Source organism: Acidocella sp. MX-AZ02 (assembly GCF_000306035.1).
GTDB lineage: Bacteria > Pseudomonadota > Alphaproteobacteria > Acetobacterales > Acetobacteraceae > Acidocella > Acidocella facilis.
Genome location: NZ_JH976207.1, coordinates 205,967 through 218,767 on the forward strand (window position 1 = coordinate 205,967; position 12,801 = coordinate 218,767).

At 64.7% G+C, this 12,801-nt stretch carries 12 protein-coding genes, 1 tRNA gene and 1 pseudogene; 7 read left to right on the plus strand and 7 right to left on the minus strand.

The window, feature by feature from the left end:
- The 6 genes from MXAZACID_RS19615 to MXAZACID_RS01030 all read left to right on the plus strand — a co-directional run.
- The coding region (locus MXAZACID_RS19615; RefSeq protein WP_205619714.1) for a hypothetical protein at positions 1 to 270 on the plus strand (270 nt) is incomplete at its 5' end.
- A complete protein-coding gene (locus MXAZACID_RS01010; protein WP_039884843.1) occupies positions 267 to 1,076 on the plus strand; it encodes a transporter substrate-binding domain-containing protein in 810 nt (269 codons plus the stop codon). The genes MXAZACID_RS19615 and MXAZACID_RS01010, both read left to right, overlap by 4 nt.
- Positions 1,077 to 1,086: 10 nt before the next feature.
- Entirely contained in the window at positions 1,087 to 1,842 is a 756-nt protein-coding gene (locus MXAZACID_RS01015) for an amino acid ABC transporter permease (protein WP_008492142.1), read from the plus strand.
- On the plus strand, positions 1,839 to 2,693 hold the full coding sequence (locus MXAZACID_RS01020) for an amino acid ABC transporter permease (protein WP_008492143.1): 855 nt from the start codon (positions 1,839 to 1,841) through the stop codon (positions 2,691 to 2,693). The genes MXAZACID_RS01015 and MXAZACID_RS01020 overlap by 4 nt, the downstream gene beginning before the upstream one ends.
- A 3-nt stretch (positions 2,694 to 2,696) precedes the next feature.
- Complete coding sequence (locus tag MXAZACID_RS01025; RefSeq protein ID WP_008492144.1) at positions 2,697 to 3,431, plus strand: amino acid ABC transporter ATP-binding protein; 735 nt, start codon at positions 2,697 to 2,699, stop codon at positions 3,429 to 3,431.
- 132 nt (positions 3,432 to 3,563) lie between these two features.
- Positions 3,564 to 4,106, plus strand: a complete 543-nt coding sequence (locus tag MXAZACID_RS01030; RefSeq protein WP_008492145.1) for a phosphate-starvation-inducible PsiE family protein — start codon at positions 3,564 to 3,566, stop codon at positions 4,104 to 4,106.
- A gap of 133 nt (positions 4,107 to 4,239) precedes the next feature.
- On the opposite strand, the gene MXAZACID_RS01035 is transcribed toward MXAZACID_RS01030, so the two are convergent.
- Complete coding sequence (locus tag MXAZACID_RS01035; protein WP_008492146.1) at positions 4,240 to 4,926, minus strand: fumarylacetoacetate hydrolase family protein; 687 nt, start codon at positions 4,924 to 4,926, stop codon at positions 4,240 to 4,242.
- Between the two features lie 56 nt (positions 4,927 to 4,982).
- Positions 4,983 to 5,948 (minus strand): 2-hydroxyacid dehydrogenase, encoded by a 966-nt coding sequence (locus MXAZACID_RS01040; protein ID WP_008492148.1) that lies wholly within the window; start codon positions 5,946 to 5,948, stop codon positions 4,983 to 4,985.
- 371 nt (positions 5,949 to 6,319) lie between these two features.
- Here MXAZACID_RS01040 and MXAZACID_RS01045 point away from each other — a divergent pair, with 371 nt between their 5' ends.
- A complete protein-coding gene (locus MXAZACID_RS01045; protein ID WP_008492149.1) occupies positions 6,320 to 6,616 on the plus strand; it encodes a PilZ domain-containing protein in 297 nt (98 codons plus the stop codon).
- Between the two features lie 9 nt (positions 6,617 to 6,625).
- On the opposite strand, the gene MXAZACID_RS01050 is transcribed toward MXAZACID_RS01045, so the two are convergent.
- From MXAZACID_RS01050 to mutS, 5 genes and pseudogenes are all read right to left on the minus strand, one after another.
- A tRNA-Thr gene (locus MXAZACID_RS01050) sits at positions 6,626 to 6,700 on the minus strand.
- Positions 6,701 to 6,748: 48 nt separating this feature from the next.
- The gene (locus MXAZACID_RS01055) at positions 6,749 to 8,026 is read right to left on the minus strand and encodes an FAD-binding oxidoreductase (RefSeq protein ID WP_008492150.1); all 1,278 of its coding nucleotides are present in this window, start codon (positions 8,024 to 8,026) and stop codon (positions 6,749 to 6,751) included.
- Entirely contained in the window at positions 8,019 to 8,423 is a 405-nt protein-coding gene (locus MXAZACID_RS01060; protein ID WP_008492151.1) for a hypothetical protein, read from the minus strand. The genes MXAZACID_RS01055 and MXAZACID_RS01060 overlap by 8 nt, the downstream gene beginning before the upstream one ends.
- Positions 8,424 to 8,539: 116 nt before the next feature.
- Positions 8,540 to 11,319: pseudogene (locus MXAZACID_RS01065) on the minus strand ([protein-PII] uridylyltransferase).
- Between the two features lie 51 nt (positions 11,320 to 11,370).
- Positions 11,371 to 12,801, minus strand: a 1,431-nt coding sequence (gene mutS, locus MXAZACID_RS01070) for a DNA mismatch repair protein MutS (protein ID WP_008492152.1), incomplete at its 5' end; no start/stop codon positions are given.

The window sequence follows — 12,801 nt, forward strand, 5'->3', positions numbered from 1 at the left end:
AAAAAGGGCTGCACCCCAAAAACTTTTGCTCATTCAGCAGGCGGTTTCTTCTCTGCCGCTGCAGCGCCGCACAAAAATCTTTTTGCCCTGCAACTGTCCAGACTGGCGGTGCGATTGCAGGCGCTGTGCCGCGATAATGGGCAGCTTCAGCCCGGGGAGAGGGGAGCGCGCCGAATAAGGGCTTTGCGTCGCGCGCAAATCTCGTTACCCTCCAACATGTTCTGGCGCCCGGCTGGCCTGGCTTCAATAAACAAATGGGGGTTTTCATGAAATTCAAAGCATTTTTGCTCAGCGGTCTGGTCGCCGGGTTTGGCGCCGCCTATGACGCCACGCCGGCGCACGCGGATGAGTTGCAGGACATCAAGTCCAAGGGCGTGCTGGTTGTCGGCGTCAAGGCCGATTACCCGCCCTTCGGCTATCTGAGCCCGTCCGGCCAGAATATCGGCATCGAGCCGGACATGGCGGCCGATATCGCCAAGCGCCTGGGCGTGAAGGTGCGCTATGTCAACGTCGTCGCCGCCAACCGCATCCAGTTCCTGCAGCAGGGCAAGATCGATCTGCTGATCGCGACGATGAACGACACGCCCGAGCGCGCCAAGATCGTCGACATCATCCACCCGGATTACTACGCCTCCGGCTACAATCTGATGGTCGCCAAGACCGTGCCGCTGCATAGCTGGTCGCAGGTCAAGGGCGTGCCGGTCTGCGCCATTCAGGGCTCGTTCTACAACAAGGAAGTGGCGGAGAAATACGGCGCCGAGCTGGTCGCCTTCACCGGCGTGGCCGAGGCGCTGACCGCTCTGCATCAGGGCCGCTGCGACGCGTTCCTGTATGACGACACCGCCATCGAAGGCAAGCTGCAGGACCCGAACTGGAGCGGCTACGACATGCCGTTGCCCTCGCAGGACGCGCAACCCTGGGGCATGGCGATCAAGCAGGGTGAACCGGCCTTCGAGAAATTCCTCTCCCAGACCGTGAGCGACTGGAACAAGACCGGCTACGTGCTGCAGCTGGAAACCAAGTATCATATCCAGCATTCCAAGTTCGCCGAGGATGCCCACAAGGCCGCCAAGTAAGCGCTAGACTTTGAACGCCCTCGCCCCCATTGCCGACTGGTTCAGGCATCTCAACGCCACCACCGGCATCAATTTTACCGTCTTCTACGACCCGTTCGACGCCACGCGCTTCGTGCACGGTCTATGGGTGACGATTGAATTATCGGTGGTCACCATCATCGCCTCGGTGCTGGTGGGGGTCATCGGCGCCTGGGGGCAGGGGGTGAAATCCGCCTGGGTGCGGGGGGTGACGTGGAGCTATGTCGAGCTCTTTCGTAACACCCCGCCTCTGGTGCAGATCTACTTCTTTTTCTTTGGTCTCTCGGCGGTGCTGCCGCATACCCATAACGGGTTCGGCATGGCGCAGCCTTTGATCGGCGGGTTCGCCTGGGCCAGCATTTCGCTCGCCCTCTATGCCGGCTCCTTCAATGTCGAGATCTTCCGCTCCGGCATCGAGGCGATCCCGCATTCCATGCTCGAAGCGGCCGAGGCGCTGGGCTATACCCGCCGGCAGACCTATCTGAACGTGATCCTGCCGCTGGGCCTGCGCATCTGCCTGCCGGCGCTGACCAATAATCTGGTCAATCTGATCAAGACCACCACGCTCGCCTACGCCATCGCGGTGCCCGAGCTGCTCTATGTCTCCAACCAGATCTGGTCGGACGCGGAAAATGTGCCGGAAATGATGATCCTGCTCTTCATCATCTACATCATCCTGGTCGGCATTCTGGTGGCGCTGATGCATTGGTGGGAACGGTCCTTGCGCCGTCCGGGGTTGGGCACATGAGCGATCTTCCGGTTTTCCCGAAACTGCCCGCGGCGCTGCGCCCGCGCGCGCGCGCCGGCCTGAGCTTCACCCTGCCGCGCCTGACCATCTGGCACGGCTTCGGCCTCACCGCTTTGTTGCTGATCTGCGCCAGCGTCGCCCAGGCCGCCAATCCGGCGCCGCTGCAAAAGAGCATCCTCGCCACCTTGGTGCAGTGGACGCCGCTGCTGCTGCGCGGCTTCCTGCTGAATATCGAAATCAGCTTCCTGTCGATGGCGATGGGCACCATTCTCGGCATCGCGCTCGGCCTCGGGCTGGTGGCGCAGACCAAGCCGTTGCGCCAGACCAGCTGGGCGCTCACCCAGTTCTTCCGCAACGCCCCCTGGCTGGCGCTGCTGTTTTTCATGATCTATCTGCTGCCCTACCATATGCGCATCGGCGGGCTGCATATCTCATTGCCGGACTGGCTGAAGGCGGTGATCGGGCTCGGCCTGCCGGTGATGGCCAATGTCGCTGAGATCGTGCGCGGCGGTGTGCGCTCCATCCATCCCGGCCAGTGGGAAGCCTCCGAATCCCTCGGCTTCACCCGCAACCAGCAGCTTTTCTCGATCATCCTGCCGCAGGCCTTCAAGCGCATGCTGCCGCCCTGGATGAATCTCTACGCCATCCTCACCACCAACACGACGCTGGCTTCCATCGTCGGGGTGAATGATGTCGTCACCCGCGCCGGCCAGGTGCTGGCGGCGGCGGGGAATAATCCTGGGCTGCTGGCGCCGGTCTATGCCTACGTGCTGCTGCTCTTCTTCATCTACACTTACCCGGTCGCGATCGCGACACGGCGCCTGGAGCGCCGCACCAAGGTACGGATCTGACCCATGGCCGACGCTCTTCTCACCATCGAAAACCTGCATAAGCGCTTCGGCGATGTCGAAGTCATCAAGGGCGTGTCCCTGCAGGTGCCCAAGGGCGATGTCGCTTGCATCATCGGCCCGTCCGGCTCCGGTAAATCCACGCTGATCCGCTGCGTCAACGCGCTGGTGCCCTTCGAGCAGGGCAGCGTGAAGGTGCTGGGCATTGAGGTCAACGACCCGAAGCTGGATAAGCTGAAGCTGCGCCGGCATGTCGGCATGGTGTTCCAGCAATATAACCTCTTCCCGCACCGCACCGCCTTGCAGAACGTGATGATGGCGCCGATGCAGGTTCTCAAGCGCCCGCGCGCCGAGGTGGAGGCGGAAGCCCACGCGCTGCTGAAGAAGGTGCGGCTGGAAAACAAGGCGCATGCCTATCCTGGAGAGCTTTCCGGCGGCCAGCAGCAGCGTGTCGCCATCGCCCGCTCGCTCGCCATGCGCCCGGATCTGATGCTGTTCGACGAGGTGACGGCGGCGCTTGATCCCGAGACGGTGGGTGAGGTGCTGATCACCATCCGCCAGCTCGCCGAGGAGGGCATGACCTGCGTGCTGGTGACCCATGAGATGAATTTCGCCCGCGAAGTCGCCAACGAGGTCTATTTCACCGATCGCGGCGTCATCGTCGAACACGCCCCCCCGGCGCAGTTCTTCGGCAACCCGCAGGATGAGCGCACCAAGACCTTCCTGTCCCAGGTGCTGTAACCGGCGCGCTGTTATTTCGTGACATCGCGCGCACCTTGTTGCCTGCGCGCTGGCTTGGCGCGTAAAACGGCGCCTGGGCACGAGCAGGAAAGGTGACGATGCGCGAATTTCGACCGACCAGGGGCGCGCGCCATGTCTGAGCCCCATCACCATAAAGGCGCCAACCCGTTCGCGCGCGAGTGGAGCCGGCTGCGGCAGGTGTTCCGCGAGGCCTCGCCTTATGAGAGCTTCGAGCATATGATCATACTGGTGCTGACCGTGCTGATCATGGTGATCACGGCGGTGGCGACGGTTTCGCTGGTGCAGAATGTCTGGGGGCTGGTCTGGCAGGACCAGTTCAGCGCCAACAGCACTTCGGCCTTCCAGGATGTATTCGGCAATATCTTCACCGTGATCATCGCGCTGGAGTTCAAAAGCTCGCTGCGGCTGACCTTCGTGGAGCGCAAGGAGGTGGTGCGTGGGCGCACCATCATGCTGATCGCGCTGCTGGCGGTGGCGCGGAAATTCATCATTCTGGATCTGCAGGCGACCTCGCCGGCCGAATTGCTGGCCCTCTCCGCCGCCGCCTTATCGTTGGGGGCGGTTTACTGGCTGATTCGCGAGCAGGATGTGCGCATCTTCATGCGCCGTAGCCAGCCGCCGGGCGAGGCAACGACCCCGACGAAACTGGGATAAGGCGCAAAAGTTTTTGGGGGTGTGGGGACTTTTTTCAAAAAGTCCCCACAAACGTTCGGGGTGGCGGCAACGCTGTACCAACGCCCCAACCCTCTTCGCCGCTTTTTTGTAAAAAAGCGGCACCAAAAAACTTTTAAATAATTTTTGTTTTCAGCGTGCCAACCCCGGCAATCTCACCCTCAACCACATCGCCCTGCACGATGGCGCCCACCCCCTCCGGCGTGCCGGTAAAGATCAGATCCCCCGGCGCCAGCGCCATAAACTTGGACAAGGTGGCGACGATATCCGGCACCGGCCAGATCTGATCCGCCAGATCCCCGTCCTGGCGCACTTGGCCATTCACGCTGAGCGAAATCCGCCCCGCCGCTGGGTGGCCGATTTCGCTGGCCGGGACGATGCTGCCAATCGGCGCCGAGGCATCAAACCCCTTGCTCAGATCCCACGGCCGGCGCATGCCCTTGGCCTCGTCCTGCAAATCCCGCCGGGTCAGATCCACGCCGATGGAATAGCCGAACACATGGCCCAGCGCCTCCGCCGGCGCGATATTCCGCCCGCCCTTGCCGATGGCCACCACCAGCTCGATCTCGTAATGCAGGTTTTTCGTCTCGCTCGGATACGGGGTGTCCTTGCCCTCGGTCACCAGCGCATCGGCGGGTTTGGTGAAAAAGAAAGGCGGCTCGCGCGTCGGGTCGTTGCCCATCTCGCGGGCATGGGCGGCATAGTTGCGGCCCACGCAGAAAATCCGGCGCACCGGAAAGACGCGGCCATCGCTCACCGGTACGGTGACCGGCGCCGGCGGGGGGAAAACGAACTCGGCCATGCTTTTGGCTCCTGTTGGATGAGGGGCACGCGAGGCGCGGCATGCCCGTGCGCGTTTCACTCCTTGGCGGGCCAAGGGGTTTCCGGCACCGGGGTCAGCGGGCCTTCGCCCGCGAACCAGGAGCGGACATTATCGATCACCAGCTCGGCCATCAGCCGGCGGGTCATCTCGGTGGCGCTGCCAATATGCGGGGCGAGCACGATATGCGCCATCTCCCGCAGCGCCTGCGGCACATTCGGCTCACCTTCGAACACATCCAGCCCAGCGCTGAGAATGGTCCGGTTTCGTAGCGCTGCGATCAGCGCCTCCTGGTCCACCACCGACCCCCGGGCGACATTGATCAGAATGCCGCGCGGCCCGAGCGCCTCCAGCACCTTCGCATTCACCGCATGATGGGTGGAGGCGCCGCCCGGCATCACCAGGATCAGCGTATCCACGGCCGCCGCCAACCCTTCCAGCGTGGGATGATACGCATAGGCGAGGCCCGGGCGCGGCGTGCGGGTGTGATAGGCGATCGGCCGGCCGAACCCCTCCAGCCGCTTGGCGATGGTCAGCCCGATCCGCCCCAGCCCTGCAATGCCGATCGAGCGGTCGCGCAGCGAGGCGCTGAGCGGAAACCGTGCACTTGCCCATTGCCCGCCGCGCACATAGGCATCCGCCTGCGGCAGCTGCCGGATGGTGGCCAGCAGCAGGGCCACGGCGAAATCCGCCACCTCGTCATTCAGCACATCCGGCGTATGGGTGACGATGACGCCCCGGGCAGCGGCGGCATGGGCATCCACCGAATCATAGCCCACCCCGTAATTCGAGATGAGCCGCAGCTTCGGCAGGGCGTCGATCAGCGCCGCGTCGGTCTTCTCACGCCCCCAGGTGACGATGGCCTCGATCTCCTTGCCATGCGCCGCCACCAGCTTGGCAAGCGACTCGTCATGGCTGCTGAAGACCTCGAAATCGCGGGCCAGTGCCTCTTCCACCCGGCGCTCCATCCCGCCAATGCTCAAAATCTTGCTGCGCGCGCTCATTTTTATTCACCCCGTCCAGATATGCTTGTGCCCAGACGCCTCACGCCCCGCGCCCGCTTCCACCATAGCCAGAGGAAAATCCAAGAAAACCCGTGCCTTGCTGGGCTCAGGCATGAGTTTTTCGGGGCCATCCCCGGCCCCCTCCGCGATTCCGAAAATTAGTTGGTATGCTCATGAGTTTTTCGCGGAGAGGCGTGCAGATTTTTGCGGTGCGTTTTCACAAGAATGTGTTAATTATTTATCGACTCGCAACGATTCGCGCCTGGGTTGTGGAACAGCTAAAAGCGTCGCGTGGCGAGTAGGAGTTTCAGCTTCATTGAACGAAAGCCGAGGGGCAGGGCGGGTGCGCCGCTTCTCTGAGAGGGGAGATCATGTCGATTTTGGGCGAGTCTCAAAGCCGAACGGATACAACCGAACGCCGGCGCAGCGCCCGTCAGCCGGCCCTGAGCCGGGCCAAGCTGGTCTATGGCATGACCAGCCAGGCGGTGGTGGATTGCATGGTGCGTGACCTCTCCGAAGGCGGGGCCAAGGTGGAAACCGCGGTGATGATGCCGGTGCCGGATTACCTGACCCTGCGCATCGATGGCCGTGCCCCGCGCCGGGTGCGCCGCTGCTGGGCGCGCGGTGTGGCGATCGGGCTGGAATATCTGAACGAGCCGGCGGAATAGCAAACAGGCTGGTGCCGGGTGAGGGATTTGAACCCCCGACCTTCGGTTTACAAAACCGCTGCACTACCACTGTGCTAACCCGGCCCGCAGCGCCAGCCTGTACTGGAATTCACAGGCGGCGGCAACCGGGCGTTACAGCCCCAGCATGTCCCGGAAGCGATACCACCAGGAGCCGGCGACCGTCAGCGGCACCCGCAGATGCCGGCCGCCGGGGAAGGGGAAATAGGGCAGTCCGGCGAAGACATCGAAGCGCTGCGATTCACCGCTGACCGCCTCCGCCAGCAAGCGCGCCAGCAGATGCGTCGTCGTCACCCCATGGCCGCTATCGCCGTGGGAGAAATACACATTCGGCGCCAGCCGGCCAATTTGCGGGAAGCGGGTGAGGGTGAGGGCGAAATTGCCGCTCCAGGCGAAATCCACCCGCGCATCCTTCAGAGTCGGGAAGGTTTTGTGCATCAGCGGCAGGATTTTCGCCCGCACGCTGGCCGGGTCCTGCCCGCCATAGACGATGCCGCCGCCATAGAGAATGCGGTTATCCGCGGTGCGGCGGAAATAATCGAGGATGTAGTTGCAATCCTCCACGCACATATCGGTGGGCAGCAATTCGGCGGCGGTCTCGCCCAACGGCTCGGTGGCCAGAACCTGGGTGGAGACCGGCATGATCCGCGTCTCCAGCGCCGGCAGCACGCCTTGCAGATAGGCATTGCCGCAGACCAGCACGGTCTTTGCCGTCACCTCGCCCTGCGCGGTCTTCACCCGCACCACATCGCCGAATGTCACCCCGGTCACGGGTGAGCCCTCATGGATCACCGCCCCCAGCGCTTCCGCCGCCGCCGCTTCGCCCTGCACCAGGTTCAGCGGGTGCAGATGCCCGGCATGATGGTCGATCAGCCCGCCAACATAGCGCTGCGATTTCAGATGGGTCTGCAGCCCGGTCTGGTCGAGCAGCTCGAACCCGTCCTGATAGCCGAAACTCTCCCAGATTCTCACATGATGCGCGAGCCCGCGCAGCTGGGACTGGGTGAGGGCGGCGAAAATCCCGCCCGGCTTCAAATCGCAATCGATCTGATAGCGCGCGACGCGCTCGCGGATAATGTCTCCGCCCTCGCGGGCCATGCCGGCGATCTTGCGGCCGGCGGCAACGCCGTAGCGCTGCGCGATCACGTCCAGATCCCGCGAATAGCCATTGACGATCTGCCCGCCATTGCGCCCGGAGGCGCCAAAGCCGATCCGCACCGCTTCCAGCAGCACCACCTGGCGGCCGCGCTGGGCCAACTCCAGGGCGGCGTTCACCCCGGTGAAGCCGCCGCCGATGATGCAGATCTCGGCCGCGATGGCGCCCTCCAGCGGCGGGCGCGCATCCTGGCGGTTGGCGCTGGCGGCGTAATAGGAGGCGATGTGATCATTCATGTCTGTCTGGTCCCATCAACATAAGGGCGAAGATCGCGCCGAGCACGGTCATGGTGATGACCATCAGCCGGATGCGGTAGGCGGATGCACGGGACTGGGCCAGGGCGTGCTGGCGCATATGGGTGGTGGCGGCGGCGATGCGCGCGGGCAGCGGGGCGCTGCCCTGGGTGGCGATGGCGGCGGTCTCCTCATCCACCGCCTGCGGCAATGAAGCCAGGGCGGCCTGCTGTGCCGCCGGTGTGGGGGCCGCCAGCACCGCGTCCAAAGCCGCCTGCTGGTGGATCACATCCACCAGCGGGGCGGGGATGGAGAAACTCGCGAAACTGCCGATCAGCCCCGGAAACAGGAAGCAGCACAGCATGAAGCCGATGCGGGAAGCGGAGACCTTGCGCGCCATTCCCCAGGAATCGGATTAAATTCGCTTTATGTCAAATGACAGCGCCGAGGCACCAGGAGCAAAAGTTTTTGAGGGTGTGGGAACTTTTTGCAAAAAGTTCCCACCTCTTCGCGCTCCTAGGCCGCTGCCGTCTGCGGCGACGGCGTTTTCCCGGCCGGGGGCGGCTCGTCCAGATTGGCTTTCAGCGCCTCCAGCAGCGCCTGGCGGAGCTGGTAGAGCTTGCGCTCATTCTCCACCTTCATGCCGAACACATCCTTCACATAGAACACGTCCACCGCCCGCACGCCGTAGGTGGTGACATGGGCGGAGGCGATCTGCAGCCCCTGCTCGGAAATCGCGGCGGTGACATCGTGCAGCAGGCCGGGCCGGTCGCGCCCATTCACCTCGATCACGGTGTGGCGGTTGGAGGCGCGGTTATCCACCACCACGCGCGGCGGCACATGGATGGCGCGCATCCGCCCGGGGATCAGGCTCTTGGTCGCCTTGCGGATTTCCGCCGCCAGCTTGATCCGCCCGGTCAGCGCCTGCTCGATGACGCTGGAGAGGCGGGCCAGCCGGCTCGGCGTTTCGAACGGGCCGCCATTGGCGTCCTGGATCCAGAACGTGTCCAGCGCCATGCCGTCGGTCAGGGTATGGATGCGCGCATCCACGATCGAGGCGCCGGCAATCGCCAGCGCGCCGGCGATGCGCGAGAACAGCCCGGCATGGTCGGCGGTATAGACCACGATCTCGGTCACCGCCCGGGCGGGCAGCGGCTCGGTCTGGATCGTCAGCGGGGCGTTGCGGGTCTTGGCGTCGCGGATCATCCGGCCATGGCGCTCGATGCTTTCCGGGTCGAAGCCCAGCCAGTAGCTGGGATAGCCCAGCGAGAGAAACTCCTCGCGCTCATCCGCCGGCCAATCCGCCAGCAGCGCGCCCACCACCTCTTTCACCCGCGCGATTCGGGTATCGCGCTCGGTGGTGGAGAGCCCGCCTTCCAGCACCTCGGCGACGCGGGCGTAAAGCTCGCGCAGCAAGGTGGCTTTCCAGCCATTCCAGACCTTCGGCGAGACCGCGCGGATGTCCGAGACGGTGAGGATTTGCAGCAGCCGCAGCCGCTCGGGCGACTGGATGGTGTCGGCCAGATCCAGGATGGTCTTGGGGTCGTCGATATCGCGGGAGAAGGCGGTCTGGCTCAGCAGCAGATGATGCAGCACCAGCCAGGAGACCATCTCGGTCTCTTCCTGGTCCAGCCCCAGAGCCGGGCAGATGGTCAGCGCCAGCTCGGCGCCGAGCACGGAATGGTCGCCGCCGCGGCCCTTGGCGATGTCGTGCAGCAGCACCGCGACATAAAGCGCGCGGCGGGACTGGATCTGGCTGACCAGCTCGGTGGAGAGCGGCGCGATCTCCTTGAGCTTGCCGTTTTCCAGATTATTGAGGTTGCGCACCGCCTGCACGGTATGAACATCCACCGTATAGACGTGGTAGGTGTCGAACTGCATCTGCCCGACAATGCGCCGCCAATCCGGCATGAAGCGGCCGAGGATGCCGCTTTCATTGAGGATGGTCAGCCATTCGGCGGAGTCGCAGCTTTCGCGCTCCTCATCCCCGCCGCAGAGCAGGTTGAGGAACAGCCCGGCGGCCTTCTTGTCGCCGCGCAGCTCCGCGCCGATGCCGGCATAGCGAATGAGGGTGCGCTTGGCGAGCGGATGCAGGGCCAGCCCACGGTCGCGCGCCTCGATCAGGATGCGGAAGATCGAGGTCGGGTCGGTGGCGGGGTCATGGCCGGGGGCGAACAGGATCTGCCCATCCGCGAGGACGAACCCCTTGGCGATCAGCGAGGCATCGGTGGTCGGCGCAATGGCCGGCGCGCCCAGCGCGGCGCGGATGAGGGCCGGCTCCAGCACCCCGGTGACGCGGGCCACTTCCCGCACCACCAGAAAATAATGCCGCATGAAGCGCTCGACGCCATCCTGGCGGCCATGGCGGGTATAGCCCATGCGGGCGCCGACCACCGGCTGCAGGTCGAAGGTCAGGCGCTCCTCGGCGCGGCCGGCGACGTAATGCAGGTGAAAGCGCACCGTCCAGAGATATTCCCAGGCCCGCTTGCAGGCCCGCGCCTCGGTGGTGGTGAGAATGCCGCCGCCAGGGCTCTCCTTGCCGACCAGCTCCGACATCGCGAAAGTGTTGAAAACATAGCGCGAGAGCCAGTAGAGCGTCTGCAGATCGCGCAGCCCGCCTTTGCCTTCCTTCACATTCGGCTCGACCATGAAGGGGGTGTCGCCGAAGCGTTTATGCCGGGCGGCGCGCTCGGCCTGTTTCTCGTGGATATAGTCGCCCGGCCCCTCGGCCAGGCAATCGGCGCGAAAGGCGGTCTGGAAATCCGCGAACAAAGCGCGGTCCCCGGTCAGGCAGCGCGCATCCAGCATCGAGGTGCGGATGGTGACATCGGCCTTCGCCTCGGCCAGGCATTCGCTGACGGTGCGGGTGGCGTGGCCGACCTTCAGCCCCAGATCCCACAGCATATAAAGGATGAATTCCACCGCCTTGTTCACCGAGGCGGAGGGGGTGCCGCCGGTGAGGAAGAGCAGATCGATATCCGAGAACGGCGCCAGGGTGGCGCGGCCATAGCCGCCGGTGGCCGCCATCGCCAGCCGGTCCTTCGGCCGGGGGGGAGCATCCGCAGCGTGTAGGCGAACAAGGCGCTGACCAGCTGATCCATCAGCTGCGCGTGCAGCCGCGAGGCCTGCAGCCCGTTCAGCCCCTCATTTTCAAAGCGCGTCTGCACATGGGTTTGGATGCGCGCGAGCTGGCGGCGCAGCGCGGCCAGGGCGTCGTCGCGCAGAGGCAGCGCCTCGGCCGCGAGCTGGGCGGCGAGGGCGGCGGCGACATCAGGCTGTTTCCTGGCTTCAGGCATGTCGAACAAGCTAGAACAAACCTCGGCTGGTTGGAATTCAGGAGACACGGGTCAGGCGGCATTTTCCGCGGAACGGTTGCGGATTTGCTGCACATCCTCGCGCAGGCGGTAGAGCAGGGTGAGCGCTTCTCGCGGGGAGAGGGCATCGGGGTCGATTGCGGTTAGTTTATCCAACAGCGCCTCGGACGCGGGGGGCTCTGCCGGAGCAGGGGCGGAGTCGGGCAGATTGGCGAATAAAGGTAAAGGCGCGGTTGCGTTCTGTTGGCGTTCGGCGGTCTTCAGCAAGGCATCCGCCCGGCGTAGCACGGGGTCTGGCACCCCGGCCAGCTTCGCCACATGCACACCCCAGCTCTTCTGCGCAGCACCTTCGACCACTTCGTGCATAAACACCACCTCGCCGCGAAACTCCTTCACCCGCATCGTATGCGCCGCCAGGCGCGGCAAGGCCTCTGCAAGCTGTACTAACTCATGGAAATGTGAAGCAAATATGGCACGGCAGCGATTCTGGTTATGCAAGCTCTCCAAAACCGCCTGGGCGATGGCCAGGCCATCGCGGGTGCCCGTGCCCCGGCCGATCTCATCCACGATGACAAAGCTCTTCGGCCCGGCCTGATGCAGGATGGCGGCGGTCTCGGTCATTTCCACCATGAAGGTGGAGCGCCCGGAGGCGAGATCGTCCGAGGCGCCGACGCGCGAGAATAGCCGGTCGACGAGGCCGAGCTGCATCGCCTCCGCCGGCACCGGCAGCCCGGCCTGGGCCAGGATCACCAGCAGCGCGTTCTGGCGCAGGAAGGTGGATTTACCCGCCATGTTGGGGCCGGTGAGCAGCATCAGACGCTGCGGGGCGAGGGTGCAGCCATTGGGGATGAAGCTGGTGCCCGGCGGCAAGGCGGCTTCCACCACCGGATGCCGCCCGGCGGTGATGCTGTAGGCTTCATCGTCGGAGAGGGCGGGGCGGCAGAACCGCCCGGCCTCGTAAAGCTGGGCGGCGCCCTGCAGCACATCGGCCAGAGCCAAAGCGGCGGCGCAGGCGGCGAGCGGCTCGGCCGCCGCCAGCACCTGTGTCACCAGCCAGTTGAACACCACCCGCTCGCGCGCCCCGGCCCGCGCCGCGGCCTCGGTGATGCGCCGGTCGAGGTCCGAAAGCTCGGGATGGGTGAAGCGCGCGCCATTGGCCATGCCCTGGCGCAGCTGCAATTCCGGATAGGCGCGCAGGCCTTCCACCGCCCCGGCGGGGGCTTCCAGCACATAGCCGAGCTGGGCGTGATGCTTGATTTTCAGCGACGCCACCTTGTAGCGCTGCGCCAGCTCGCTCTGGAATTCGGCGATGATCCGCCTGGTATCGTCGCGCAACGCCCGTTCGGCATCCAGCTCGCCATCGAAACCGGGCGCGATCGCGGCGCCCTCATCCAGCCGCGGCGGGGCGGGTTCGGCCAGGGCGGCGCGCAGCGTGGCCAGCAATTCCGGCGCGGGGTTGAGGGC

What these genes read in the sequence shown, in the direction of transcription:
- MXAZACID_RS01010 (WP_039884843.1), top strand. Translation starts at nt 267, where the DNA reads ATGAAATTCAAAGCATTTTTGCTCAGCGGTCTGGTCGCCGGGTTTGGC.
- MXAZACID_RS01020 (WP_008492143.1), top strand. Translation starts at nt 1,839, where the DNA reads ATGAGCGATCTTCCGGTTTTCCCGAAACTGCCCGCGGCGCTGCGCCCG.
- MXAZACID_RS01025 (WP_008492144.1), top strand. Translation starts at nt 2,697, where the DNA reads ATGGCCGACGCTCTTCTCACCATCGAAAACCTGCATAAGCGCTTCGGC.
- MXAZACID_RS01030 (WP_008492145.1), top strand. Translation starts at nt 3,564, where the DNA reads ATGTCTGAGCCCCATCACCATAAAGGCGCCAACCCGTTCGCGCGCGAG.
- MXAZACID_RS01035 (WP_008492146.1), bottom strand. Translation starts at nt 4,926, where the DNA reads ATGGCCGAGTTCGTTTTCCCCCCGCCGGCGCCGGTCACCGTACCGGTG.
- MXAZACID_RS01040 (WP_008492148.1), bottom strand. Translation starts at nt 5,948, where the DNA reads ATGAGCGCGCGCAGCAAGATTTTGAGCATTGGCGGGATGGAGCGCCGG.
- MXAZACID_RS01045 (WP_008492149.1), top strand. Translation starts at nt 6,320, where the DNA reads ATGTCGATTTTGGGCGAGTCTCAAAGCCGAACGGATACAACCGAACGC.
- MXAZACID_RS01055 (WP_008492150.1), bottom strand. Translation starts at nt 8,026, where the DNA reads ATGAATGATCACATCGCCTCCTATTACGCCGCCAGCGCCAACCGCCAG.
- MXAZACID_RS01060 (WP_008492151.1), bottom strand. Translation starts at nt 8,423, where the DNA reads ATGGCGCGCAAGGTCTCCGCTTCCCGCATCGGCTTCATGCTGTGCTGC.